Consider the following 25605-nt stretch of genomic DNA (forward strand, 5'->3'; position numbering starts at 1 on the left):
TTAATTGGCACATCGAAGAATGGGTCTCTATCACAAAATACTTAAACAGTATTGGGGTTACGGCGAGTTTCGCCCTTTACAGGAAGATATTATTCATTCCGTCAGCCAGGGAAAAGATACGCTGGGGCTGATGCCCACAGGCGGAGGAAAATCACTGACCTTTCAGGTGCCTGCGATGGCAATGGAAGGTCTTTGTCTTGTTGTCACTCCGCTTATCGCTCTGATGAAAGATCAGGTGGATAACCTGCGTCAGAGAAATATAAAATCATTGGCCGTATATTCGGGGATGACCCGGCAGGAGATTATCACTACGCTTGAAAACGCCATCTTCGGTGATTATAAATTCCTTTATGTATCACCCGAACGACTGGCTACCCAACTATTCCTGAGTAAACTTCGCGATATGAATGTTTGTCTGCTGGTTGTTGACGAATCGCATTGCATATCCCAGTGGGGCTATGATTTCCGTCCGTCCTATCTCAAGATAGCAGCCATTCGGGAACATCTGCCCGATGTGCCTGTTCTGGCTCTCACTGCGACAGCTACCCCGGAGGTGATAGATGATATCCAGGAACAATTGCACTTCCGTGAAAAGAATGTCTTCAGGAAAAGCTTTGAGCGTAAGAATCTGGCCTATATAGTGCGTAATACGGAAAATAAGCCGGAGGAAATTATCCGTTTGCTTGAGAAAATAAAGGGTTCCACCATCATCTATGTGCGCAGCCGTCAGAAGACGAAGGAGATGTCGGATTTCCTTATACAACAAGGTTTTTCCGCCGATTTTTATCATGCCGGACTGAGCAGTGAGGATAAATCACGGAAGCAGGGCCGCTGGAAGAATAACGAAAAGCGCATTATTGTTTGTACCAATGCCTTCGGTATGGGAATAGATAAGCCCGATGTGCGGCTGGTAGTGCATACCGACCTGCCCAATTCGGTGGAAGAATACTTTCAGGAAGCAGGGCGCGCGGGACGCGATGGGGAAAAGGCTTTTGCAGTCATCTTATACCATAAGAATGATAGTGTTAAATTGAAAAAGCGTATCAGGGACGAGTTTCCCGAACGGGAATTTATCTCTCAGGTATATGATTCGCTCGCTTACTTTTTTCAGGTGGCCGAAGGTTTCGGGGTGGGTATGGTATATGATTTTAATATACAGCAGTTCTGCGCTACTTACAAATATCCTCTTCTGCCTACTCATAATGCACTCAGGATATTGGATCTGGCGGGCTATATCGAGTACACCGACGAGATAGATAACCGTTCGCGGCTGATGTTTACAGTTTACAGGGATGATCTGTATCATTACGATTTCGAGCGGGAATATGAGCAACTCGTAAATACTATCCTCCGCCTTTACACAGGCTTATTTACCAATTATGTAACCATTAACGAGGCCGAAATAGGCCTGAAGACAGACAAAAACCGGAAAGCTGTCTATGAAATGCTGAAAATGCTGGATAAGCGCAATGTCATCGATTATATCCCGCATAAAAAGACGCCTCTGATAGCATACACCCGTCAGCGGGTGGATAAGAAATACCTGATTATACCACGTCTTGTAAACGAAGACCGTAAGGATCGTTTCGAAAAGCGGATATTGGCGATGAGCCATTATGCAGAGCAGGATGAGATGTGTCGCAGCCGTATTTTGTTATCTTACTTCAATGAGAAAGATATCAGTGATTGCGGGCAATGTGATGTTTGCCTGGCAAAGAACGATTCGGGAATGACGAATGCAAAGTTCAATAAGATATCATTGGATATAAAAGCGTTGCTCAAGGACGGGGAGCGATCCGTAGATGATATAACAGGTGCATTGCCTGATTACCGGTTGCAGGATGTAACCGGAGCCATCCGTTTTATGACGGATAGGGGAGTTCTTGAAATGCAATCGGGGAAGATAAAATTAAGAATTAAGAATTAAGAATAACTTGTTTACTTGTATCTCGTATCTCGTATCTCGTCTACCTGTAACTGTCCATAGGACAAAATGAAAAGTGTTTTGACGCGGAGTCAGACCAGGCTCTTTTTAAAACGAACGACTGTTAGCAGATCTTTTACTTGTTCCTGACTACTTACATTAAAAATCATCGGGAGTAGGCGACCCACCGGTTTTGCCCCGGCAAATTCATCTTTAATAGTGTCGGCGATATCCAGTGTTGCAATCTTTTCAAGGTGCTTTTCCGTGAAATAGAAACTTGTTTTGAAAAATTCCTCCCAGACCGAAAGCCACAGTATCGTTTTCTTCTTATAAAGCACTTTGCCCAGCCATGCTTTCCCATCATTATAGTACCGCCATTCAATAGCCAGCGCGTATTCTTCATTCGTAATCGTTTCAAGAAAAGAAGCCAGTACATTGTGCACACTTTCTCCCAGCGCGTTCTGCAGCACTTTTTCGGACGGAAAAATATCCGGATCTCTCAACAACATTTCTGCTTCCATGGTTTCGTGATGGGTTAATTATTATTGTTAACAAAGATACATTCTTTTCTGACTTTCACAATACTGACTAGTGCCAGTACGTGAATATGTATACTACATCTCTATTTTATCAAAATTCAGAATATTTATCTATGGAATGATGATGTTAGAGGAGAATGGCTTCCGTCCGGACGGCTCGCTCAATCCCGGGGTAGTGGTGGTCGTGGATAATGAACTGTAAGAGGAAAACAAAGTGAAAAGAGAATAACGAAAAACGAAAAGCGAGCAGGTAGAAAAACAGGAACAGTCGCCTGTCATACAACCGCCTGTCGCCCCGGTATAAAAGCCAGGCCGAATCCCTATCCGTTTCTTCCGCCCGGATATACATCGAGAACAGATTAAGTGGAAAATTATATGAGTTACGGGTAAATAAGTCCTCCTTAATATGAATCCCTTCAACTACTGACTGGTATTAGTAATAATCACAGATGGATTGTTCCTGTCCGGATATCCCGTCGCAAAGTCCTGCCGTTGGTTTGTTCTAGTTGGAGATAAACTTAAATTCGGGGCTTATCTGATATTTTGTTATTGCAGTATCGGCCGTGCCTCCCGAATCGCTGTTAATCTCATCGTAGGTATAATTGATGGTTTGAACGATTATTTCGTTTGATTTTATCCTGGACGATACTTCACTGTAATATTCGACCATGTCTTCATATGCAACTATCAGATTATCTATCAGATTGCCGTTTTTGTCATAGCTGAGGAGATATTCCGTGATTTCACCGTCTGTTACTACTTGTATTGTCAGGATTTTCCCGTTTTTATTCTCCAGTAAAATCTGCCCCAGGCACAGGTCGCTGAGTTCGTACCCATCCAGTCCCTTTACTTTTTCGAGTTGCAGGCTGTTGTATTGTTCCGGGGTAAGTCTTTTTATCTTGGTTAAATCGATAGTGCTGGAACTGCTGTTTAATGAGATTTCGGCCAAATCGACCTTTAGGGGGTTAAGCTGTGTTTCGTATAAGTTTATTTGCTTTTTCTGACAAGAAACAGATATAACCGTAAATATGAGCCCAAAAAGATAAATCTTTTTCATTTTGGTTATGGTAGATATGTATTGTGAATTATTATACCTATATAGATAACAATTCTTTAATGCAAATGTTTAAACTATCTTCCCATCTGGGAATCGTGATATTAAATGTGTTTCTGATTTTAGCTTTATCCAGTACACTGTATTTAGGCCTTGTCGCTTTTGTCGGATATTGGTCTGTGGTAATTGGGTTTACCGTACAGTTTGTTATTCCGGCATTTTTGTGTATGGCTAATGTAAAATCGTACCAGGTGGTAACACCTTCATTGGAATAGTGGAAAATCCCCGGCTTGAAACTATTCGCTTCACTATAGTCCAGTATTTTTATGATTGCATTGGCCAGATCGGCAGCATTGGTCGGTGTTCCGGTTTGGTCGGCAACTACGTTGAGTGTATCGCGCTCTTTCCCGTATTTTATCATCGTTTTCACAAAGTTGTTTCCAAATATGGAATACAGCCAGGCTGTACGGATGATGATACTGTCAGGGCATGCTTTTTTCAGGGCGGCCTCTCCTTCTTGTTTCGATTTCCCGTATATTGATTGCGGATTCACTGCATCCGTTTCGGTATAAGGTCTTGAAGCAGTACCGTCATATACATAATCGGTAGATATGTGGATTATTTTAGCGCCGTTATTTGTGGCGGCGGCTCCCAGGTTCGCTACAGCATCCCGATTGATCCTGTAACATAATGCAACGTCGTCTTCGGCTTTATCTACAGCTGTGTAGGCCGCACAATTGACAATATACTTTATATTGTTTTCTCTAATAAAGTCTTCTATGGCCTGCTGGTCAGTAATGTCAAGCTCCGCAACATCAGTAAAAAAGAATTGGAAATTGTTTTCATGTAAGGCGGCTATACGCTTTATTTCATTCCCTAACTGTCCATTCGAACCGGTAATAAGAATATTCTTTTGCACCAATTCAAACATGAAGATGTTCTTTGCAGTTTCATCCTGGTCGTCAGCTTGCTTATTTCCTGAAAAGAATGCCATATTTATCTCAATTATGAGTTATGAATTATGAGCTATAAATACAGAGTAAAAACTCATAATTTATAACTCATAACTTATAATTATTATAAACTTATTGTTTGCCGCTGGTTGTTACATCCGAAGCGATTTTTTTTACGAGGCCTTGCAATACATTACCCGGTCCCAGTTCAATAAATTCAGTCGCTCCGTCGGCCACCATATGTTCCACCGATTGAGTCCATTTTACAGGAGCTGTCAACTGGGCAATGAGGTTTGCTTTGATTGTAGCCGGATCGGTTTCGCCGACAGTGGATACATTCTGATATACAGCGCACGCCGGTTCGCTGATTGTTGTTGTATTGATAGCTTCGGATAATTCTATCTTAGCCGGTTCCATCAGCGGAGAATGGAATGCTCCGCCTACTTTTAGTTTTAATGCACGTTTTGCACCTGCAGCAAGCAATAGCTCGCAAGCTTTTTCTATACCTGCATTAGAGCCGGATATAACGATTTGTCCCGGGCAGTTATAGTTTGCCGGTACCACTACCTCATCGGTGATAGATGCACATATTTCTTCAACTTTAGCATCGGGTAATCCCAGTACGGCAGCCATAGTTGATGGGTTCAGTTCACACGCTTTCTGCATGGCAAGCGCACGTTTATATACAAGTTTCAATCCATCCTCGAACGATAATGCGTTTGCGGAAACTAATGCGGAAAACTCGCCTAAAGAGTGCCCTGCAACCATATCCGGCGCAAAGTCTGCTCCCATTGTCTTAGCTAATATCACAGAATGGAGGAAGATGGCAGGCTGGGTTACTCTGGTCTGGCGAAGGTCTTCATCTGTGCCTGCAAACATCAGATCTGTAATGCGGAATCCCAGAATCTCGTTTGCTTTTTCAAACATTTCTTTAGCAACTGGAGATGTTTCGTACAAATCTTTACCCATTCCTACAAATTGAGCTCCTTGCCCTGGAAATACAAATGCTTTCATTTTCAATATTTAATAGTTAGAATAAGCGGTTAAATTTCAGCCTGCAAAATTAGTAAAAAATAGAATATGATATGGCAAAATAGACTAAAATAAAAAAGTACAGGATTAAACTATCCCATTACAATGATTTAATTTTATTATTATTTAATACACATTAAAGCTATTAAAAAATTATAAAACACTTACCTTTGCCTCATATATACATTTTATTACTAAATGAGAAATACTTCAAGAAGAGATATTCCGCTACAAGAACTAAAAGCGTCGCAACCTTGCGAATTATTGGATTTTCTGATAAACCAACAAGTCCGTAAGAGCCGTAATGCAATAAAATCACTGCTGGCACACAAGCAGATAAAGATAAATGGTAAACTTGTCACTCAATTCGACCATGAGCTCAAAGCCGGGGACAGGGTTTCGGTAATGAAATTCGACCAGTCCCGGAAAGAAAAGAAGCTGAAAGGTTTGAAGATCGTATTCGAAGATGATGAAATTATAGTTATAGACAAAGAGGCCGGGTTCTTATCCGTATCAACGGATAAAGAGAAGCTGCGTACTGTCTACGGAGCACTGAACGAATATGTAAAGAAAAAAGGAAAGAATAAGGCCGACCGCGTATTTGTCCTTCAGCGTCTCGACAGGGAAGCTTCAGGATTGATGGTGTTTGCCAGAAGCGCGGAAATGCAGGAGATATTTCAGAAAAACTGGAATAATCTTGTAAAGGAATATATATATACTGCAGTCGTAGACGGAAGGCCGGAACAGGAAGAAGGTACGGTTACTTCATGGCTTACCGAAAATAAGAATTATGTAATGATGTCGTCTCCCTACGATAATGGAGGGTTGAAATCGGTTACACATTATAAAGTAATCAAATCGACAGGGCGCTATTCTTTGCTAGACTTCGACCTTGAAACCAAGCGCAAAAATCAATTGCGTATCCATATGCAAACAATCGGCCATTCTGTAGTGGGTGATAAGAAATACGGCGCTTCGAATAATCCGATTAAACGCATTGCTCTCCATGTACGTGAACTGGTGCTAAAACATCCGGTTACAGGAGAGGTATTGGAATTTAAAAGCCCGATACCGAAGGCAATGCAGCAATTGGTGACTGCCCTGCCTAAGAAAGAGGTATCGGCCGGGTCCGATATTAAGGAACAATAAAGCTTGAATTTTTCGAACCTTGAAGCGGGTAACTGAAAGTATCTGATGATATGTTTTTAATTATAACAAGTTTTGACTGTTTTTACATGTTAAAGCAATAAATAGGTCTGTGACCTTAAATGTTTTATGAATATAGATATTAAAGAAATAGGTCAACGTCTCAAAGGTTTACGTGAGGCTTTGGATATGACACAAGAGCAATTTGCAGCATCTTGTAACATACCTTTAGAGGAGTATATCAACTATGAGTCAGGTGAAAAAGACCTGACCATCAGTGTACTGAAAGGCATAGCATCTGCTCACAATGTAGATGTTTCGGTATTAATGTTCGCCGACGAACCCCGTATGAGCAGCTATTTTCTTACCCGTAAGGGCAAAGGGCTGGCAGTGAACAGGGTAGAAGCCTATAATTACCAGACTTTGGCCGGAGGATTTAATAACCGGAAGGCTGAAGTATTTGAAGTAACAGTCGAACCTAAAGCCGATGACGTAGAAATTCATCATAGCATACATACCGGGCAAGAGTTTAATATGGTGCTGGAAGGCCGTATGCTGTTGCAGATAAATGGGAAAGACCTGGTAATGGAAGAGGGGGACAGTATTTATTTCGACTCCAGTCTGCCGCACGGAATGAAGGCTCTTGATGGAAAGAAAGTCAGATTTATCGTTGTTGTTTTATAAGGATTTCAAAATTTATAATTTCAAAATTTCAAGATTAAAGAGTCCAAAACAACAATTTTGAAATCTTGAGATCTGAAATCTTGAAATAAAATATATAGTTATGTTAGAGCGATTTTTAAAACAAACTCATTTTGCTTCAACTCAGGATTTTGCAGAGAATTACCATGTTCAGATACCTGAGAATTTCAATTTCGGATACGATGTCGTAGATGAATGGGCAAAGACAGCTCCCACCAAAAGGGCTATTTGCTGGGTAAACGACCAGGGGGAGCATGTTGATTTTACATTCGCGGATATAAAAGAGCAAAGCGACCGCGCCGCATCTTATCTCCGGTCGTTAGGTATCGGTAAGGGAGATATGGTGATGCTTGTGCTAAAGCGGCGTTACGAATTCTGGTTTGCCGTAATTGCCCTTCACAAGATAGGGGCAGTGGCCATTCCGGCTACACATCTGCTGACTAAGAAGGATTTTATTTACCGTAATAATGCAGCTGATATAAAGGCGATTATAAGCGTGGATGACGATGTTGTTATTCAGCATGTAAATGATGCGATGGCCGATTCCCCGACCGTGAAATTCCGTATTGCCTGTGGTCAAAATATACCGTCCGGCTGGCTTGATTTCCATCAGGGTTTAATTGAAGCAAAACCATTTGTCAGACCTGAACATGTAAATACAAACGAAGATATTTCCCTGCTGTATTTTACTTCAGGGACGACCGGTGAACCAAAGATGGTGATCCATAACTTTATATATCCGCTCGGGCATATTGTGACCGCCAAATACTGGCATAATCTGGATGAAAACAGTCTGCATCTTACCGTGGCCGATACTGGCTGGGCTAAGGCTGTCTGGGGAAAATTGTACGGACAGTGGATTGCAGGCGCCGCCGTGATGGTGTATGACCACGAAAAGTTTACTCCGCAGGCTATGCTGCATATGATACAGGATTATAAAGTGACCTCATTTTGTGCTCCGCCAACCGTTTTCAGGTTTATGATAAGGGAAGATCTCTCTCATTACGACCTGTCTTCGCTGCGGTATGCCACTACTGCGGGCGAAGCGTTGAACCCTTCGGTCTATAACGCATTCCTTGAAGGTACAGGTATTAAAATGATGGAAGCATTCGGACAAACGGAAACTACCCCTACCATAATAACATTCCCGTGGATGGAGCCGAAGCCCGGCGCGATGGGAGTGCCTAATCCGGCTTACGATATGGACCTGATTGCAATTGACGGGCGTTCCGTCGAAGATGGTGAAGTGGGAGAGGTCGTAATTAAAACGGATAAGTGGAAGCCTCTGGGGCTGTTTATGGGATATTATCGTGACGAAGCTCTTACAAAGCAGGTGTATTATGATGATGTTTACCATACAGGAGATATGGCCTGGCGCGACGAGGACGGATATTATTGGTTTGTAGGCCGTAGCGACGACGTTATCAAAAGTTCAGGTTATCGCATAGGGCCGTTTGAAGTAGAGAGCGCTTTGATGACGCATCCTGCTGTTGTTGAATGTGCCATTACAGGTGTTCCGGACGAGGTCAGGGGGCAGGTGGTAAAAGCCACTGTCGTACTGGCGCAGGATTATAAAGATAAAGCGAACGATCATCTGAAGCATGAGATTCAAGATCATGTGAAACAGGTTACCGCTCCATATAAATATCCCCGCATTATCGAATTTGTTGACGAATTGCCGAAAACGATCAGCGGAAAGATAAAGAGAGCGGAGATCAGGAAACAATGATTTAATGTGATGATATGCCAATGTGCCAGTGTTTTCTATTATTGACATATTAGTATATTGGCATATTGGCACATTAATCAATAGGCACATTTTCTTTATATTTTATTATGATATGTAAAGAATAAAAGATTATATTTGCACGCCTGAAAGTGTGTATATGTCTAAGTTTAGCCTCGTTTCGCGGGGAGAGAGGTCTGGATGTATGCGTATTTTGAGTGAAAGAAAGTATTAATGCAGCATTAATTTAATCGTAACGGATCATTGCTGTTGCAGATATGAAAGCAATAAAAGGTCTGTGACCTTATTTATTTTGAATGAAATAGAAATAATATAAGTAAATAACAAAAAGTAAAATCTAAAATGCAAAACAAAGGATTTGTAATCACATTTTCCATTCTCCTTACGTTGGTATGCTTATTTTACCTGTCTTTTACATTCGTAACCAGAAGTTATGACAGTAAAGCGGAAGAATTTGCCACAGCCTACGCGGTCGCGAATGCTAAAGGTGATCAACTACTGCAAGACGAGTTGTACAACAAACAATACACTCACTATCTTGATTCAATGTCTACCGAAAGAGTTTGGTTAACCTTTGGTACCGACGATATGGGTTACACCCTTAAACAATGCCGCGAAAAAGAAATCGGGCTGGGACTTGACCTGAAAGGTGGTATGAGTGTTATCGTGGAAGTAGATGCGGCGGCTGTACTCCGTTCACTGGGCGACCCTGAGAACGAAGCGTTCAATACAGCTTTGACAGAGGCTTCCGCTGAAAATAAAAAAGGTAGCAACCGTGACTATATCACTATTTTTGTAGATAAGTTTAAAGCTGCGAACGGCAATGATAAACTGGCCGGGGTATTCAGCACCAAACTTAGAGATCAGGTAGGACCTACCGATAAAGATGATAAAGTTATTTCGGCACTGAGAACAGAACTTCAGAGTGTAGCCGATAACTCGTTCAACGTACTTCGTACACGTATCGACCGTTTCGGGGTTGTCGCTCCTAATATACAAAAGCTGGACAACCGAGCGGAACGTATTATGATCGAGCTTCCGGGTATCAAGGAACCGGACCGTGTAAGAAAACTATTGCAGGGTAGTGCAAATCTTGAATTTTGGAAAACATACAATCTGAACGAAATACAGGGATATATAAGCGCCCTGACAGAACGTTCGAGAGAAGCTTTGGCTGCTCAGAATGTAACAGATACAACCGCTGTAAGCGATTCTTTGAAAGTTCAGGAAGTTGGAAACCTGGGATTCACCAAACCATTTATTGAAAATTTTATCAGTGGTGGTATGGGTGCTATTGTCGGTATTGTTCATAAAAATGATACGGCAGCGGTTAATGCGATCCTTAGAAGATTCCAGGATGCATATCCTCCTGACCTGAGATTTGCATGGGGATTCAAGGCTGAAGATATAAGAGAAACTCAGATTACATTATATGCTTTGCGTGGCGACGGTCTTAAAAAAGGCCCTGCATTGGACGGGGATGTGGTTATTTCAGCAAAGGCTGACCAGTCTCAACATGGTGCAACATGGGAAGTAAGCATGCAGATGAACTCTGTAGGTACACAACGTTGGGCTACTATTACCGGAGCTGAGAAAGGCAGAAGCATAGCTATCGTACTCGATGGTTCTGTATATTCAGCGCCTAATGTAAATGATAAGATCGAAGGAGGACAATCTCAAATCACAGGTAACTTTACACCGGAAGATGCAAAAGACTTGGAGAACGTGCTGAAATCGGGTAAGATGAAAGCCGGGGTACACATTGTGCAGGAAGATATTGTTGGTCCTTCATTGGGCCAGGAAGCTATTAAAGCCGGAGTTATATCTTTCGTCCTAGCATTGGTGCTTCTTATGACATACATCTGTTTGGTTTACGGTTTTATTCCGGGTCTGATTGCCAATACGGCACTATTAGTGAACTTATTTTTTACGATCGGTATATTGGCGGCCTTCGGGGCGGTAATGACACTGCCCGGTATAACGGGACTTGTGCTTGCCCTGGCCTTGGCGGTGGATGCGAATGTATTAATATATGAGCGTACTAAAGAAGAGCTGAGGGCAGGAAAGAATACGAAAGTTGCCGTAGTAGACGGTTACAGGCATGCATTCTCGGCTATCTTCGACGGGCACGCATCTCAGGTAATTACGGCTATTATATTGGCATATTTCGGTACAGGCCCTATACAGGGTTTTGCTACCACATTGATTATCGGTATCGTTGCATCATTCATTACCAACGTATTCCTTACACGTATATTCTATGAATATATGCTTGATAAAGGTCATTTCAGAAATCAGACATTTACTACCGCTATCTCAAGAAAATTATTTGTTGATACAAAAATCAACTTCTTGGGCATGACTAAGAAAATAGTGATTTTCTCAGCCGTAATATTAGTAGCCGGTGTAGGCTCTCTGTTTATCAATGGTTTGAATGGCGGTATTGACTTTACAGGAGGACGTAACTATCTGGTTCGTTTCGATAAGAATGTAGATGCGGATGCTATTGAAAAAGTATTGGTTCCTGAATTCGATGGTTCCACAGTACTTGTTCTTACCAGTGGATCTGCAAGTCAGTCATCTACGACAAGCCAGGTGCGTATTACTACAAACTATAAGATTGAAGAAGCTACAGATGAGGTTGAGGATGAAATAAGGGCAAAAATGACTCATGCTCTTACTGCAGCCGGATTCATTGCTGATGGTAAAACAATAGATGATTATGTTCAAAGTTCTCAGCGTGTAGGCCCAAGTGTGGCTGACGACCTGAAAACAGCTGCGACCATAGCAGTATTGATCGCGGTTGTCTGTATGGCTTTGTATATCTTATTGCGTTTCCGTGACATCGCCTTTTCTTTGGGTACGCTGATAGCTGTGGCGCATGACGCCGTGATGGTTATCTTCCTGTACTCATTGTTGTATAAGATCATGCCGTTCTCAATGGAAATAGACCAGTCTTTTATTGCAGCTGTACTGACAGTGGTAGGTTACTCTATCAATGACAAGGTTGTAATCTTCGACCGTATCCGTGAAATCAGGAATATGTATCCGAAACGTAATATAACCGAAACGATAAATGAAGCCCTGAACTCTACATTAGGCCGTACGTTGAATACTTCGATAAGTACGATGCTGGTTGTGTTCTGTATCTTCCTCTTGGGTGGTGATACTATCCGTAGCTTTACGTTTGCTATATTTATCGGTATTGTAATCGGTACTTATTCATCTGTATTCGTAGCAACTCCAATTGCCTGGGCTGTATTCAGGAAAGAAGGCAAAAAGAAAGAGGCTCAGCTGAAAGAGGCTAAATAAAACATAGACGTCTTTAAATATATCAAAGAGGTTGGCCTTATGGCTAACCTCTTTTTTATTGATGAAATTTCTTAAAATTTATCTATATAGTTGGAACTGACAGCTGTCAGCTTATAGATATCAGTTCTTTGAAGTATTGATTAAAGCAGTTACAAGTTGCAAGTAGACAAGATACGAGATATGAGTTGTTAACTGCTGACTGTTTACTGTTAACTGATATAAGTGTTACCTTTGTTACCTTTTAACAGTTACAAGTTACTTCGCCCTTCGGGCAGTTACGAGTTACAAGTAGACAAGATACGAGATACGAGTTGTTAACTGCTGACTGTTTACTGTTAACTGATATATCTGTTACTTTTTAATTATATATTATTAATTAATGTAAAAATAGCAGGTAAAAAATACTGGAAAATATGTCAGATCTGTCAGGTTTTAACTAAATGTAGTTAAATAAAGTGAAAATGACAAAGCGGATGATCGACAGTGCGTCTTAGCATCATCTGCGCGGGAATCCTGTTGATCGTATAGTCGCTTTGCAATTCAATTGGCACATTAGCAAACTTACTAACCGGCACATTGGTATCTGTTACCTTATACAGGAGATCTAATCAGAATGGCACGAAATCATTTCCCGCTCCTTGCATCGGTTGAAAGTCCTGTCCCGAACTTGGTGCTGAAGCATCAGTGTTAATCTTGGAAGAGAAATTCTGTCCTGCCCCGAAGTTGTAATCATCGTCGATATTTTGGAAACGGGCAAATTCACTTTTAAAGCGTAGCAGTACATCACCGGTTGCTCCGTTACGGTGTTTGGCTATGATGATCTCAGCCAGGCCAATCAATGAGTTGCCTTTGTCGTCTTCCAGTATCTTGTAATACTCGGGACGGTGGATAAAGCAAACCATATCGGCATCCTGCTCGATGGCCCCCGATTCACGGAGGTCGGACAATTGAGGGCGCTTTCCTTCAGCGCCTGCACGGCCTTCAACACCACGGTTGAGCTGCGACAGGGCAATGATAGGGATATTTAGTTCTTTGGCCAGTCCTTTCAATGAACGGGAAATCATACTCACCTCCTGTTCACGGCTTCCATAGTTCATCCCGCTGGCATTCATAAGCTGAAGGTAGTCGATGATTATCATCTTAATGCCGTGTTCGCGAACCAGACGGCGGGCCTTAGTCCTTAATTCAAAAACGGATAAGCTGGGGGTATCATCGATGTATAAAGGGGCATCGTATAGTTCTTTTATCTTAAAGTCGAGCTGCTCCCATTCGTAAGGCAATAGCTGGCCGTTCTTTATCTTCTCACCTGGGATTTCGCAGGTGTTTACGATCAGACGGTTAACCAGCTGTACGTTTGACATTTCAAGAGAGAACAAAGCCACAGGATAGCCATAGCTTACCGCCATGTTTTTTGCCATGGACAGCACAAATGCAGTTTTACCCATAGCGGGACGGGCGGCTATAATAACAAGGTCGGAATTCTGCCAGCCAGATGTTATTTTATCCAGAGGTGTAAATCCGGTTTGCAGGCCACTAAGTCCCTCGGGACGGTTAGCCGCTATTTCAAGCAGGTTTAAAGCCTCTTTTATTACCGGGTTGATCTGGGTCACGTCCTTCTTTACATTGCCCTGGGAGATTTCGAAAAGCTTGCTTTCGGCTTCCTGCATCAGGTCGTCTACATCGGATGTTTCATCAAATGCTTTATTTGTGATCGTGGATGAGAAGGCGATAAGTTCCCTTGCCAGATATTTCTGGGCAATAATTCGCGCATGGAATTCGATGTGTGCCGCCGATGCTACTTTCTCGGTCAGTTGGGCTATATAGACCGGCCCGCCAACTGTTTCCAGTTCACCGTCTTTTTTTAGTTGCTCCACAACCGTGAGCATGTCGATAGGTGCCTGGCGGACAGCAAGGTCAACTATTGCCCTGTATATTATCTGATGTATGGTGTCGTAGAAACTATCAGGCTTTAAGATATCACTAACGAGCGAATATGCGTCTTTCTCGAGCATTAAAGCTCCGAGTATGGCTTCTTCCAGTTCCCTCGCCTGAGGCTGTATTTTGCCTATATCAGGTAATAAATTTGTTTCTTTAGGTTTTCGTCTCCCCTGATTCTTATTATTTGCGTCAGCCATTTTTTGTTATCCCTTCAGTTTTTTATTCAAAGATAACAGAAATAACGTTCAAAGATGAGTTAAGTTTTGAACATGATGTTAATAAGTACGGGGATTTAAGAGGTAATTATTTCCTGTTCGTTGTTTTAAGTCATTGATGCTGTTGATAATTGATTGAAAACGGTACTGTTATTAGTGTTTAAGGATTATATTTGGCTTCTTTTAATATTGTCTGAGCATCTGTATCTATAATATTCCGGAGAGAGGCATCCTTCTTTTTTGCATATTGATTTACTATTTGCCAGCCTGTCCAGGCTCCGATCCTACCGGGGGAATCTTTTGATACAACGGCCGTATATGCACCATCATTTATAAAGCGGGTAATAACCATGTGATCGGTAGAATAGAGATAATTCTGTTTGACAATATTCTGCCAGATTGATTTTTCATTCTGTTTGCACCAGTCAGACTGGCCTTTGGTATATCCAATGATATCCTCTGGTTTCTTCTCCGGCAGTAACAGGGACAATGCATATAGTATTTTCCCTTCATATACCATTGCGGATAAAAGCGTCTGTCCTTCAGCGTCAGATTTTACTATATCGCTCATCAGCCATGCTTTCAGATAGTCCCTGACTATATATTCAGGCTGCATATGCTGGCGCTCGAATGGTTGGAAAAACTCTTGGTAAGCAGTGTAATTATTCCCCAGATATTTATCTATAGATATAGATATAAGGTTGTTCACTATAATGGTATTTTCTCTGAAGCCTGATACATGCATGGCGAATCCGGGTAATTTTTTCTCCGGCAGATTTTCGGATACGAGTGAAGATACATTGGATAGCTCTTCTTCGTATAGAGTGACATTATCGAACGTATTTAGCGCATCCTTGTATATTTGCATCAGCGCGGGATGGGAGAAATAATCCCTGAGAGCAGGGAAGAAAGTCGCGGGGTCGCTATTATCCATGGCTATACGTCCGAAAGCAGGAAGCAAGAGCGGATATTTATCTTTCAATCCGGATTCTTTTACGGCATCGGGCTGCTGGAGGTAGTTATACACATCTTTATCGAAACGTATGATGGTTACTTTCTCCTGCTGCGATAGCCCGCTGTTTTTCTGTGTTGTACCCGAGCATCCGATGAAAGACAGGATGATGAAAGTCAACAGATATGCTATATTTTTCATTTATTCCCTTTTATGAATTCTTCTTTGCGAAGGTAATTTATATTTCTTAATTTTGTAGCACTTTTACAAACCATATAATTAAAAACGCACATTATTATGCTTTATTTTAAAGAAGATATCCCCAATAAGGAGAGTAAGTTGATTTACATTTATAGAGGTATAACAGTGGTTCAGATGCAGAACGAAGTGGAAATGCTGATGCTGTCATTGGGTTATAAACATTTGGGGCAGGGATTATTCGAAAAGGGAAGCCGGGCGATGCGCTTGCTGTTCGGGGCATTTTGCAAATATTTTAAGTTCAGGGTGCATATAGAAGACTATGGCAACGGCGAGGTGAAAGTGACGGTGTCGAAAGATACGACAGGATTGTCGGGAGGAGCAATTGGAGTGAATCAGGTGAAAAACGAATTCTATAAATTGTCCCGGGCATTCCAAACAATATAATTAAAATGATGTTATAAGTCTTTGGATTTATAATATATAAATATAATATTTGAATGATAACCATACTAGGCATAGAGTCGTCTTGTGATGATACTGCGGCAGCAGTTATCAGGGACGGTGTACTTCTATCGAATATAATTTCAAGTCAGAAAGTGCATGAAAGTTACGGGGGGGTAGTTCCCGAACTGGCTTCACGGGCACATCAGCAGAATATAATACCGGTTGTGGACCAGGCATTGAAAAAAGCGGGGGTAAACAAGGACGAACTGACGGCGATAGCTTTCACGCGCGGCCCCGGTCTGATGGGTTCCCTGCTGGTGGGTACTTCTTTCGCTAAAGGATTATCTTCTGCGTTGAATATTCCGATGATAGATGTAAATCACCTGCATGCCCATGTATTGGCTCATTTTATTAAAGAGGACAAAGACGATAACAGTCAGCCTCAATATCCTTTCCTGTGCCTGTTGGTATCGGGTGGAAATTCCCAGATTATCCTGGTGAAATCATATAAAGATATGGAGATTATAGGCCAGACTATAGATGATGCGGCAGGTGAAGCCTTCGACAAATGCGCCAAAGTGATGGGACTGGGGTATCCGGGCGGACCTATTGTAGACCGTTTGGCTAAAGAAGGTGACGCTACTAAATTTAAATTCAATAAACCGCACATTCCGGGTTATGATTACAGCTTCAGTGGTTTGAAAACTTCTTTCCTGTATTTGCTCCGCGATGAACTGAAAAAGGATACTGATTTTATAGAGAAGAATAAGGCCGGCCTTTGTGCTTCCCTTCAAAAAACGATTATCGATGTATTGATGGAGCAATTACGTAAGGCGGCGAAAGATCTGGGAATTAAAGAAGTTGCCGTAGCCGGTGGGGTCTCGGCGAACTCAGGCCTTCGTGCCGCTTTTGAAGATCATGCGAAGCGTTTCGGATGGAAAATACATATTCCTCCGTTTGGCTATACGACGGATAATGCCGCCATGATAGCCATGACAGGCTATTTCAAATATGAAGATAAAGATTTTTGTCCGATGGAAGCCGCTCCGTTTTCAAGGGTGGTGATGTGATTTAATGTGACAATGAGATAATGTGCCAATATGCCAATGTTCTAAGTGGGGAATTATGAATTATCCGCTATTAGCTTTTGCCGCGTTATGCCATCGGCCATTTATTTAAACTTATAATTCGACTATGTCCATATATTTAACCATTATCCTCCTTATAGTTGTCCTTGATTTCTTCTGGACGCAATATCTGGCATATCTGAACCGTAAACGTATGAGTCCCGTGATACCACCTCAGCTGGAAGGTATTTATGATAAGGACGAATATGCCAGGCAGCAAGCTTATCAGAAAGTGAACAGCCGCTTTGGATTGTACACAAGCCTTTTCTCTTTTATCGTTATGCTGGTGGTCTTATTGTCCGGTATTTTCGGCTGGCTCGACGGGTTATTGAGACAATATATAGATAATGAAGTCGTTCTTACCCTGGCTTTCTTTGGTATAGTATATATCGTGAACGATATTATTACCCTGCCTTTCGGCTATTATGCCACCTTTGTGATTGAAGAACGTTTCGGGTTCAATAAATCCACTAAAGCTATTTTCTGGCTCGACCAGTTGAAAGGTTTACTTTTGACTGCTGTTTTAGGTGGTATCATCCTTGCTCTTCTGGTATGGTTTTATGAAACTTTGGGTACATACGCGTGGTTGTACGCATGGGGTGCAGTGACCGTATTTTCTTTATTTATGACCTTGTTTTATTCCAATATTATAGTGCCTTTATTCAATAAGCAGACCCCGTTGGAGGATGGGGAGCTTAGGGATGCAATAGGGGCTTTTTCCCTGAAAGCAGGCTTTGCCGTAAAGAATATCTATGTGATGGATGCATCGAAACGTTCCAGTAAGGCGAATGCCTATTTTACAGGTTTTGGAGCAAAGAAACGTATCGTATTGTTCGATACCTTAATTAATGACCTTACTACAAGTGAAATAGTCGCTGTGTTGGCGCACGAAATAGGCCATTACAAAAAGAAACACACATTGCAGGGTATGTTTATATCCATTTTTTATACAGGAATTATTTTGTTTTTGTTATCATGGTTCCTCGATAATGAATCCATTGCTGTGGCATTGGGAGGAAAAGAGGCTTCATTTCATCTGGGGCTGATTGCCTTCTCCATATTGTTTACTCCCGTGTCGATGATTATCGGTTTGTTTTCGAATATGCATAGCCGTAAGAACGAATATCAGGCGGATGCCTACGCCGCAGGTTTCGGTTTAGCAGACTCTTTGATCGGCGGATTGAAGAAACTATCAGTAAAATCGCTGAGCAATTTGAATCCTGATCCGCTATATGTGTTTTTCTATTATTCACATCCGACTTTATTGCAAAGGATGGGTGCGTTGCTGAAAATTGATAATAAAAAGTAGATTTTTATGCAGTATCATTAAACCTTTCAGTTTTATTATATTCATAATATAAACAGAGCTGAAAAGCAGCTATTCATAATCTAAAAAATAATGCCTATGAAACGCTTTTATATAATCTTCATTTCGTGTCTGGTATTACTGCCGGTAAATATATATGCCCAAGGCGGAAAGAAAGAAAAGGTCAGTAAAGATATTTTCGGTAATACAATTATTGAAGATGAGGACGGTAATAAGACAACCATAAAGAAAGATATCTTCGGGAATACTGTAATTGAAGACAATAAGGGCTATAAGAAGACTATAAAGAAAGATATTTTTGGAAATACAGTGATAGAAGATAACAAGGGGAATAAAAAAACTATTAAAGAAGATATTCACGGAAATACAGTAATCGAAGATAATAAAGGAAATAAGAAAACAGTTAGGGAGGATATCTTCGGGAATACTATCATTGAAGATAATAAAGGAAATAAAACGACTATCAGAGAAGATATCTTTGGCGATAAAGTAATAGAGGATAATAAGGGTTATAGAAAAACGATAAAGAAAGACATTTTTGATAATACCATAATCGAAGACAATAAAGGAAACCGTACAAAGATAGGAAAAGACATTTTTGATAATATGGTTGCTGAAACAAACCGGAGAAAAGTCAAAATAGGCCGTGATATATTCGGTTATCTTCAATATGAGGAAAACAATAGAAGGAAAGCATATCTGAAAAAAGATATTTTTGATGCATGGATTTTCACTGATGATAATAACAATGAAATAAAATATTCTCAGGAGTTCTGGGCCGATATTCAGCGTGATTTCAGGGGTGATGAAGAAGAGGCCTTTTTCTGGCTGATGGATATGTGCCGGGGATTGGCGGACTACAGAGAAGAATATAAAGTTGATGTTTTCGGCCACCTTCAATTCAGCAATAACCACAATGAAAGGGCATCATTATCGAAAAATATTTTTGATGAGATGGTTTATGAAGACACCAAAGGAAATACAATGATATATCCGCAGAATTTCTGGAATAAGATATGCAAACATAGCTCAGATAAAAAAGTATTTATGGATCTCATACAACGTTATCTGTTCAAATAAATGTGTTTTTGTTTATCGGATTTGAGCATATTACTCTGTTGATATTGATAATAGTATTGCATTTGTTATTTTTTGCTTTCAAATAACTGTGTCAAATATTGTGCCCTGTAAGGGTAAAGAATAGGAAAAGTTAAGTGGAAAGGGATAACAGGGGAAAAAGAGGAAATATAATCTTTTATAAAAATTGCATATAACAAGTAAACCGATTCTTAATTCTTAATTATTCATTCTTAATTAATTCCTGTTACCTTTGTTACTTTTTAACAGTAAATCAAACAAAACTTGTATTCGTAATAACAGATAGAATAGAAATGAAAGCAGCAATAATTACAATCGGCGATGAAATCCTCATCGGTCAGATTGTCGACACCAATTCGGCATGGATAGCGCAGAAACTTACACTCGCAGGATTTGAAGTAGAAGAAATGCAATCGATAGGAGACGACGCTCAGCAGATAAAGGTCACTATAGACGAGGTTTTTTCCCGCGTAGACGTTATACTGATGACAGGTGGATTAGGCCCGACGAAAGACGATATAACAAAGAAAACGCTTTGCGACTATTTTGCTACAACGCTGGTCTTTGATGACACTGTTCTTGAGAATATACAAAATGTAATATCGAGTTTTACAACTTTAAATGAACTGACCCGTAACCAGGCTTATGTACCGAAGGATTGTACCGTGATACAGAATAGGGTAGGGACGGCTCCGGTTACCTGGTTCGATTACATAGGTAAAGTCCTGGTGTCTATGCCGGGTGTTCCCCACGAAATGCGGTATGTGATGGATAATGAGATAATCCCCCGCTTACAGGCAAAATATGATCCGGATGCTTACCTCAAGCGTGTATTCATTGTAAAGGGGTATACCGAATCGGCACTTGCGATGTATATTGCCGATTTTGAGGATAATCTGCCCGAAGGTTTCGGGTTGGCATATCTGCCTTCTCCCGGATTGATGAAATTACGCCTGTTTGTAAGGGGTGAGCATCGTTTGCCGGAGTTGGATGAGCAGGTGAGAAAACTTCAGAATATATTGGGAGACGCGATCTTGGCCGAGAAAGATATTACAGCGGAGAAACTGCTGGGAGAACGTCTCTTCGAAAGAGGATTAAGCCTGGGTACAGCCGAGAGTTGTACAGGGGGTAATATTGCTCATACCATAACTTCTATCCCCGGTTCGTCCCGTTATTTCAAAGGTTCGGTCATATCATATGCCAATGAAGAAAAAGTAAATATATTACGTGTGTCACAGGATTCTTTAGATCGTTTTGGCGCCGTGAGTGAAGCCGTAGCTGTTGAGATGGCCAGAGGAGCACAAGATGTTCTCCATGTGGATTGTTCTATAGCGACCACCGGCATTGCCGGCCCTGATGGCGGCACAGAAGAGAAGCCGGTGGGTACTGTCTGGATTTGTACTACCTGCAAAGACAGATGCGTTGCCAAGAAGTATCAGTTGGGGAGGTTCCGTGAAGCAAATATTGTGCGTGCGACTAATATCGGGATGTTGCAGTTGTTGGAAATGCTGGAATAACAGCAAATTAATGAGTTTTGCGTTATTTTTTAATAAAAGAACTGGTTTTAGCTTTTGTTTAATAAATTTATGAAGCAATATGGTGCTATTAACTTATAACCATATTATATTTATATGATTATACAATACTTGCAACCAATAATATATACAGTCTATGAAACTTAACGACGAATCGGATAATAAAGCTGTAATAACCACGCGCTATGTTTTGGATGCCAATACCCTGATCACATATGTGGTATATGATGAAGACGGCGAATGGCAGTTTTTTAGTGATGACGATATTACGGAAAGTGATGCCTGTGTAGTTTCTGTAAAACAAATGTTGGAACTGGATGAAAGCCTTAATGAGCTCGACCTGAAGCCGGGACAGGCAGCCGAAAGAAGTGATGCCGACGCACCCTGGCAAACAATCAAGCGGAAAAGTAGCCGGAATAGTTCATTTACAGAAGATGATGAAAATTAATGCTTAGGTAATTTCAATTCTATTCGATAGTAGTTACTGATGGTCCGTTGTTGAGGCCGGAAGTCTCTTTATGATAAAAAGCGTAGCCTCCGCATGACATCCCGTCTGTGGAGGCTACATTGTAAACACAATCAATATTAAGTTTAACCCTAATATTACTTCTTGTGAAGAACCCTTATTTCTTAGTACCCGACATGATGCCGGCGTCTGTATCATCGTTGTTCAACCGTTTGTTCGCAGCCTTATACTGGCGTCCGAAGTTCAGGTTGAGCGTGAAGTTTACCATTAGTATCTGTCCCAGATTGCCGGTGTATACGTTTGATACATTCGGTGCAAGCCGGGAATAGTTTTTGCTCCCTTGCGTATAGTCTTTCGCGAACGGATTGAACATACCTACGGCTACGCTCCATTTCTCAGCATTATATCCCGCCATCAGAACATGGAATCTTTCGCCTATTTCCTGTGTCTCAGCCCAGTAGTTGTTCCATCGGGTCATCAGTTCAAAATTGAGCATCCACCGTTTGTAATTGGCCGTTAGTGATGTGCGTACCCGCAAGTTGGTATATGTATGGGTATAGTCGTTTCCAAGACTGATAAAGCGGTTCAGTCCCGGTGATATGCTGAATGTGATATAGTCTTTCCACGGTTTCAACTTGAATGTTGTTTCCATATTTATGCGGTGGAAGCCTTTGTGGTTCACATTTGAGCGGACGAATTTACCGTCTTCGAATGTTATCTGTTCCATAATAGGTTTGTGATCGTAGCTATATCTCATGTAGAACTCGGCTCCGAATATGCCTTTGTTAAATCCGGCGTTTAATGTATTGGAATAGAACCACACAGTCTGCAGGTTAGGATTACCTCTGCGGATTTGCAATGAATCTATCTCCTGCTCTACATTATTCAGATCGGACAGAGACGGGGAATATCCCGATATGTATCCGTTGTAGCGTATGTAGGCATTATCGTTTATGTTGTATGCCACACGCAAAGTAGGACGGAATATATACTTCTCGTTTTTGCTATCCCCCTGGCTGTTGTATGACCGCATCACTCCTAGTCCGAAGGTATAGTTGAACTTGTTTTTCCTCCATTGGAACTCGCCATAGCCATAAGTTTCGGCAAAGTTGAGGCCTATGTTTGTCGATACATTCCCATCGTATATATTGCTGGTATAGCTCTGTGTATGCTTTATTCCTCCTGATAGCTTCCCTGTCTCCAGTTTCTTCTCATATATACCTTCCATTATGAACGAGTATTTGTCTCCGGTTACCGATGAAAAGATATCTGTAGTCAGGTCATCATCCCTGTGTTCTTCGTACCGGCGGGTCGATTTGGAATCTATATATGTACCTACGGCATTGAATATGACCAGCTGGTCATTCTTCAGGTTACGCTGATAATACAAGTCTAAAGATGGTGTGTTATTATCCCATGTAGAGTGGTCCGATATGGTTAATGGAGTACTGTTGTCAGACGAGCGTATAATACCATTCCTGTCCGAAAACTGATTCGGGGTCTTCTGATAGTTATACCTTAAAGCGGCGTTAAACAAGTATTTATCAGGTTCATTCAGGTTATAGTTCAGAGCCATATTCAGGCGGTCATCATTGAACTTGGTAGGTTGTCCCTCTTCTATACGTTGCAGTGTTTTATCGGGTAATACAAATGTCTCCTGATTTTCGCGCGTCCAGTCTATACCACGGCGCGACCAGTACGCGTTGACTCCAAATTCCGATTTCTTGTTATTGACTTTAGCTGAGGCGAAGTTCTCTCCCCATCCCATGATGGATGGCGGTACATTTGCGAGGTTTGCAGAAACGTTCCCTCCCGATTCCCTGCGACGGGTAATATAATCGATTACAGCTGCCGCATTGTTGTATCTCATACCGGGATCATCGTGGTATTCGATACGGATAATATCAGCAGGCTGGAGTGCAACGACCTCGGCAATAGTAACTTCAACGCCATTGATTCGCAGTTGAACAGCGTCACCTCCGGGCACTGTTACCGTATTGTTTATAGGATTGATAATAATACGTGACAATTGCAGGTTTCGGAGCAAAGTTACACCGCTGTTGGATGCCTTAATTTGTGCGTCGGAAGGAACTATTATTTTCCTGTCTGCCTTTTGAATGACAGCATTTGCCGTGACGGTCACATCTTTGAGTGCCACATCCGAGGCTTCCAGCGGAATACTACCTATATCTGTATTTTTATTGACATCATTAACGGGAATATATGCTTTCCTGTAGCCGACAAATGCGGCGGATAATATATAGTTTCCGGTGGGTATATCGTTGAAGGCAAAAAGTCCTTTTGTATCGGATGATGCTCCGGCTACGAATGTTGAGTCTTGTTTAAGCAAGGCAATATTTACAAATTCCAACGCATCATGTGTATCAGTATCTACTATTGTACCCGATATTTTTATTTGTGCTGTCGATATTGAAGTTATAATAGCAAAAAGAGTGAGCAGGGTTAATAAACGTTTCATAATATCATTGTTTTACTTATTTTACTAATATTGATTTTGTTTATTGATATGACGGATACAAATGGGAAAAGGTTACAGATAAAAATGAATTAATCCGAAATTAATTTGTAAAGTGTTATAAGTAAATTGTTTATACTCTTGCTAAAAGCAGGCTGTATGCCAATCTGTTTAAATAAGTCTGTTAAAACTCCGCTTTAAGAAGGAAATCTTCATACCTTTGCGCTCAGATTTAATTATATAGATGAATACGGAAGCGTCTCTTAAGAAGAATACGTTAGCTAAAGAAGAAAGATTGTACAGTACAAAATCCATAGACAAGCTTTTTTCTTCGGGAGAGTCGTTTGTTGCTTATCCTCTGCGAATAGTGTACCTGATAGAAGATGAAACCTGTATTGATAAGCAGATTGTTTCTATTCTGGTCAGTGTATCCAAGAAAAAGTTTAAACGGGCTGTAAAACGGAACCGTGTAAAGCGTTTGGTGAAAGAGGCATACAGACTGAATAAGGGAGTATATCAGGATTTATTACACTCCGGAGGTAAGCGGATAGGTATTGCTTTCCTATACCTTAAAAATGAATTACCGGTATATGCTGAAATAGAGAAAGCAATATTAAAAACGGCAGCAGTATTATCCGAAAGGTTGAAAGGAGGTAAGCCATGAAGAAAATATTGTCATGGATTCTTCTGCTTCCGGTCTATTTCTATAAATACAGTATATCCCCGATGCTTCCGCCGTCGTGCCGCTATACACCTACCTGCTCCGAGTATGCCATACAGGCAATAAAGAAATACGGGCCATTCAAAGGCTTTTGGTTGGCTATAAAACGAATTGCGCGATGCAATCCCTGGGGGGGGCATGGTTATGACCCTGTGCCTTGAAAAAAATACCCTTGCTATATAAATTATAACAAGGGTTTTAGCTTTTCTGGTTTTTTAAGAGCTTATTGCGTTAACGCCTCTTTTTCCTTTATTTTGGCTATTTCCTTTTCAGCTTTTTCCAGAGCTTTAGCTCTTGCTTTCTCTTTAGCTTTGGCTTTTTCTATGGCTTTTTCTCCGTTTTTTCTAGCTTTCTCTTCACCTTTCTGTCTGTTTTTCTCAGCATCTTGCTTTGCCTTTTTTTCAGAATTCACAATATCCTTTTCTACTTGTTTTCTGGCTTTTTCTATTTCTTTCTGCATTTTTTTCTCTGCTTCAGCCTCAGCTTGCGCAGCTTTGGCTTTGACGCTTTCTATCGAAGCCGTAGTTTTTTGACTGATTGTAATATCCTGGCTATACAATGATGTCGAGATAGCCATAACTGTTAACGAAAACAGGCTTATAAATAACTTTTTCATAAATTTATATGTTAAGATTGTAGTTTGTTGGTGTTATAAAAATCTTTTCCAAAAATTAATTGTGTGAATATATATAATAT

The 25605-nt window shown here is 41.1% G+C and carries 21 protein-coding genes and 1 pseudogene; 14 read left to right on the forward strand and 8 right to left on the reverse strand.

Annotation, left to right across the window (positions count from 1 at the left end; genetic code table 11):
• Positions 1–19: 19 nt before the first annotated feature.
• A complete protein-coding gene (locus ACFO6W_RS20390) occupies positions 20–1927 on the forward strand; it encodes a RecQ family ATP-dependent DNA helicase (RefSeq protein WP_379999879.1) in 1908 nt (635 codons plus the stop codon).
• 89 nt (positions 1928–2016) lie between these two features.
• Here the strand turns inward: ACFO6W_RS20390 and ACFO6W_RS20395 are convergent, their stop codons facing one another.
• Positions 2017–2445 (reverse strand): DUF3788 family protein, encoded by a 429-nt coding sequence (locus tag ACFO6W_RS20395; protein WP_379999881.1) that lies wholly within the window; start codon positions 2443–2445, stop codon positions 2017–2019.
• 70 nt (positions 2446–2515) lie between these two features.
• Here ACFO6W_RS20395 and ACFO6W_RS20400 point away from each other — a divergent pair, with 70 nt between their 5' ends.
• On the forward strand, positions 2516–2665 hold the full coding sequence (locus ACFO6W_RS20400; RefSeq protein WP_379999883.1) for a hypothetical protein: 150 nt from the start codon (positions 2516–2518) through the stop codon (positions 2663–2665).
• Between the two features lie 300 nt (positions 2666–2965).
• Here the strand turns inward: ACFO6W_RS20400 and ACFO6W_RS20405 are convergent, their stop codons facing one another.
• The 3 genes from ACFO6W_RS20405 to fabD all read right to left on the reverse strand — a co-directional run bounded on the left by ACFO6W_RS20405 (position 2966) and on the right by fabD (position 5484).
• The gene (locus ACFO6W_RS20405; protein WP_379999885.1) at positions 2966–3520 is read right to left on the reverse strand and encodes a hypothetical protein; all 555 of its coding nucleotides are present in this window, start codon (positions 3518–3520) and stop codon (positions 2966–2968) included.
• Between the two features lie 37 nt (positions 3521–3557).
• Positions 3558–4448, reverse strand: a complete 891-nt coding sequence (gene rfbD, locus ACFO6W_RS20410; RefSeq protein WP_380000103.1) for a dTDP-4-dehydrorhamnose reductase — start codon at positions 4446–4448, stop codon at positions 3558–3560.
• 154 nt (positions 4449–4602) lie between these two features.
• Positions 4603–5484 (reverse strand): ACP S-malonyltransferase, encoded by an 882-nt coding sequence (gene fabD, locus ACFO6W_RS20415; RefSeq protein WP_379999887.1) that lies wholly within the window; start codon positions 5482–5484, stop codon positions 4603–4605.
• 216 nt (positions 5485–5700) lie between these two features.
• Here fabD and ACFO6W_RS20420 point away from each other — a divergent pair, with 216 nt between their 5' ends.
• From ACFO6W_RS20420 to secDF, 4 genes are all read left to right on the forward strand, one after another.
• A complete protein-coding gene (locus ACFO6W_RS20420) occupies positions 5701–6651 on the forward strand; it encodes an RluA family pseudouridine synthase (protein WP_379999889.1) in 951 nt (316 codons plus the stop codon).
• A gap of 126 nt (positions 6652–6777) precedes the next feature.
• The gene (locus ACFO6W_RS20425; protein ID WP_379999891.1) at positions 6778–7332 is read left to right on the forward strand and encodes a helix-turn-helix domain-containing protein; all 555 of its coding nucleotides are present in this window, start codon (positions 6778–6780) and stop codon (positions 7330–7332) included.
• Between the two features lie 100 nt (positions 7333–7432).
• Complete coding sequence (locus ACFO6W_RS20430; RefSeq protein WP_379999893.1) at positions 7433–9079, forward strand: AMP-binding protein; 1647 nt, start codon at positions 7433–7435, stop codon at positions 9077–9079.
• Positions 9080–9439: 360 nt separating this feature from the next.
• Positions 9440–12409, forward strand: a complete 2970-nt coding sequence (gene secDF, locus ACFO6W_RS20435; protein ID WP_379999895.1) for a protein translocase subunit SecDF — start codon at positions 9440–9442, stop codon at positions 12407–12409.
• A gap of 608 nt (positions 12410–13017) precedes the next feature.
• Here the strand turns inward: secDF and dnaB are convergent.
• Together dnaB and gldB are read right to left on the reverse strand one after the other, a co-directional pair.
• A complete protein-coding gene (gene dnaB, locus ACFO6W_RS20440) occupies positions 13018–14544 on the reverse strand; it encodes a replicative DNA helicase (RefSeq protein ID WP_379999897.1) in 1527 nt (508 codons plus the stop codon).
• A gap of 178 nt (positions 14545–14722) precedes the next feature.
• Entirely contained in the window at positions 14723–15715 is a 993-nt protein-coding gene (gene gldB, locus ACFO6W_RS20445) for a gliding motility lipoprotein GldB (protein ID WP_379999899.1), read from the reverse strand.
• A 96-nt stretch (positions 15716–15811) separates the two neighbouring features.
• Here gldB and ACFO6W_RS20450 point away from each other — a divergent pair, with 96 nt between their 5' ends.
• The 6 genes and pseudogenes from ACFO6W_RS20450 to ACFO6W_RS20475 all read left to right on the forward strand — a co-directional run bounded on the left by ACFO6W_RS20450 (position 15812) and on the right by ACFO6W_RS20475 (position 21694).
• Complete coding sequence (locus ACFO6W_RS20450; RefSeq protein WP_379999901.1) at positions 15812–16159, forward strand: hypothetical protein; 348 nt, start codon at positions 15812–15814, stop codon at positions 16157–16159.
• 53 nt (positions 16160–16212) lie between these two features.
• A complete protein-coding gene (gene tsaD, locus ACFO6W_RS20455; protein WP_379999903.1) occupies positions 16213–17229 on the forward strand; it encodes a tRNA (adenosine(37)-N6)-threonylcarbamoyltransferase complex transferase subunit TsaD in 1017 nt (338 codons plus the stop codon).
• A 124-nt stretch (positions 17230–17353) separates the two neighbouring features.
• Complete coding sequence (locus ACFO6W_RS20460; protein ID WP_379999905.1) at positions 17354–18595, forward strand: M48 family metallopeptidase; 1242 nt, start codon at positions 17354–17356, stop codon at positions 18593–18595.
• Positions 18596–18685: 90 nt separating this feature from the next.
• Positions 18686–19231, forward strand: a pseudogene (locus tag ACFO6W_RS20465) (hypothetical protein); the annotation flags it as partial.
• Positions 19232–20004: 773 nt separating this feature from the next.
• Positions 20005–21228, forward strand: a complete 1224-nt coding sequence (locus ACFO6W_RS20470) for a CinA family nicotinamide mononucleotide deamidase-related protein (RefSeq protein WP_379999907.1) — start codon at positions 20005–20007, stop codon at positions 21226–21228.
• A gap of 154 nt (positions 21229–21382) precedes the next feature.
• Complete coding sequence (locus ACFO6W_RS20475; RefSeq protein ID WP_379999909.1) at positions 21383–21694, forward strand: hypothetical protein; 312 nt, start codon at positions 21383–21385, stop codon at positions 21692–21694.
• 175 nt (positions 21695–21869) lie between these two features.
• Here the strand turns inward: ACFO6W_RS20475 and ACFO6W_RS20480 are convergent, their stop codons facing one another.
• Positions 21870–24191, reverse strand: a complete 2322-nt coding sequence (locus ACFO6W_RS20480; RefSeq protein WP_379999911.1) for a TonB-dependent receptor — start codon at positions 24189–24191, stop codon at positions 21870–21872.
• 241 nt (positions 24192–24432) lie between these two features.
• On the opposite strand from ACFO6W_RS20480, the gene rnpA reads away from it, so the two are divergent.
• The gene (rnpA, locus tag ACFO6W_RS20485) at positions 24433–24852 is read left to right on the forward strand and encodes a ribonuclease P protein component (RefSeq protein WP_379999914.1); all 420 of its coding nucleotides are present in this window, start codon (positions 24433–24435) and stop codon (positions 24850–24852) included.
• On the forward strand, positions 24849–25070 hold the full coding sequence (gene yidD, locus ACFO6W_RS20490) for a membrane protein insertion efficiency factor YidD (protein WP_379999916.1): 222 nt from the start codon (positions 24849–24851) through the stop codon (positions 25068–25070). The genes rnpA and yidD overlap by 4 nt, the downstream gene beginning before the upstream one ends.
• 62 nt (positions 25071–25132) lie before the next feature.
• Here yidD and ACFO6W_RS20495 read toward each other — a convergent pair whose 3' ends face one another.
• Positions 25133–25525: a hypothetical protein gene (locus tag ACFO6W_RS20495; RefSeq protein ID WP_379999918.1), complete on the reverse strand. Its 393-nt coding sequence runs from the start codon at positions 25523–25525 to the stop codon at positions 25133–25135.
• Positions 25526–25605 lie beyond the last annotated feature (80 nt).

The organism is Dysgonomonas termitidis (genome assembly GCF_042654545.1).
GTDB lineage: Bacteria > Bacteroidota > Bacteroidia > Bacteroidales > Dysgonomonadaceae > Dysgonomonas > Dysgonomonas termitidis.

What these genes read in the sequence shown, in the direction of transcription:
- ACFO6W_RS20390 (WP_379999879.1), top strand. Translation starts at nt 20, where the DNA reads ATGGGTCTCTATCACAAAATACTTAAACAGTATTGGGGTTACGGCGAG.
- ACFO6W_RS20395 (WP_379999881.1), bottom strand. Translation starts at nt 2,445, where the DNA reads ATGGAAGCAGAAATGTTGTTGAGAGATCCGGATATTTTTCCGTCCGAA.
- ACFO6W_RS20405 (WP_379999885.1), bottom strand. Translation starts at nt 3,520, where the DNA reads ATGAAAAAGATTTATCTTTTTGGGCTCATATTTACGGTTATATCTGTT.
- rfbD (WP_380000103.1), bottom strand. Translation starts at nt 4,448, where the DNA reads ATGTTTGAATTGGTGCAAAAGAATATTCTTATTACCGGTTCGAATGGA.
- fabD (WP_379999887.1), bottom strand. Translation starts at nt 5,484, where the DNA reads ATGAAAGCATTTGTATTTCCAGGGCAAGGAGCTCAATTTGTAGGAATG.
- ACFO6W_RS20420 (WP_379999889.1), top strand. Translation starts at nt 5,701, where the DNA reads ATGAGAAATACTTCAAGAAGAGATATTCCGCTACAAGAACTAAAAGCG.
- ACFO6W_RS20425 (WP_379999891.1), top strand. Translation starts at nt 6,778, where the DNA reads ATGAATATAGATATTAAAGAAATAGGTCAACGTCTCAAAGGTTTACGT.
- ACFO6W_RS20430 (WP_379999893.1), top strand. Translation starts at nt 7,433, where the DNA reads ATGTTAGAGCGATTTTTAAAACAAACTCATTTTGCTTCAACTCAGGAT.
- secDF (WP_379999895.1), top strand. Translation starts at nt 9,440, where the DNA reads ATGCAAAACAAAGGATTTGTAATCACATTTTCCATTCTCCTTACGTTG.
- dnaB (WP_379999897.1), bottom strand. Translation starts at nt 14,544, where the DNA reads ATGGCTGACGCAAATAATAAGAATCAGGGGAGACGAAAACCTAAAGAA.
- gldB (WP_379999899.1), bottom strand. Translation starts at nt 15,715, where the DNA reads ATGAAAAATATAGCATATCTGTTGACTTTCATCATCCTGTCTTTCATC.
- ACFO6W_RS20450 (WP_379999901.1), top strand. Translation starts at nt 15,812, where the DNA reads ATGCTTTATTTTAAAGAAGATATCCCCAATAAGGAGAGTAAGTTGATT.
- tsaD (WP_379999903.1), top strand. Translation starts at nt 16,213, where the DNA reads ATGATAACCATACTAGGCATAGAGTCGTCTTGTGATGATACTGCGGCA.
- ACFO6W_RS20460 (WP_379999905.1), top strand. Translation starts at nt 17,354, where the DNA reads ATGTCCATATATTTAACCATTATCCTCCTTATAGTTGTCCTTGATTTC.
- ACFO6W_RS20470 (WP_379999907.1), top strand. Translation starts at nt 20,005, where the DNA reads ATGAAAGCAGCAATAATTACAATCGGCGATGAAATCCTCATCGGTCAG.
- ACFO6W_RS20475 (WP_379999909.1), top strand. Translation starts at nt 21,383, where the DNA reads ATGAAACTTAACGACGAATCGGATAATAAAGCTGTAATAACCACGCGC.
- ACFO6W_RS20480 (WP_379999911.1), bottom strand. Translation starts at nt 24,191, where the DNA reads ATGAAACGTTTATTAACCCTGCTCACTCTTTTTGCTATTATAACTTCA.
- rnpA (WP_379999914.1), top strand. Translation starts at nt 24,433, where the DNA reads ATGAATACGGAAGCGTCTCTTAAGAAGAATACGTTAGCTAAAGAAGAA.
- yidD (WP_379999916.1), top strand. Translation starts at nt 24,849, where the DNA reads ATGAAGAAAATATTGTCATGGATTCTTCTGCTTCCGGTCTATTTCTAT.
- ACFO6W_RS20495 (WP_379999918.1), bottom strand. Translation starts at nt 25,525, where the DNA reads ATGAAAAAGTTATTTATAAGCCTGTTTTCGTTAACAGTTATGGCTATC.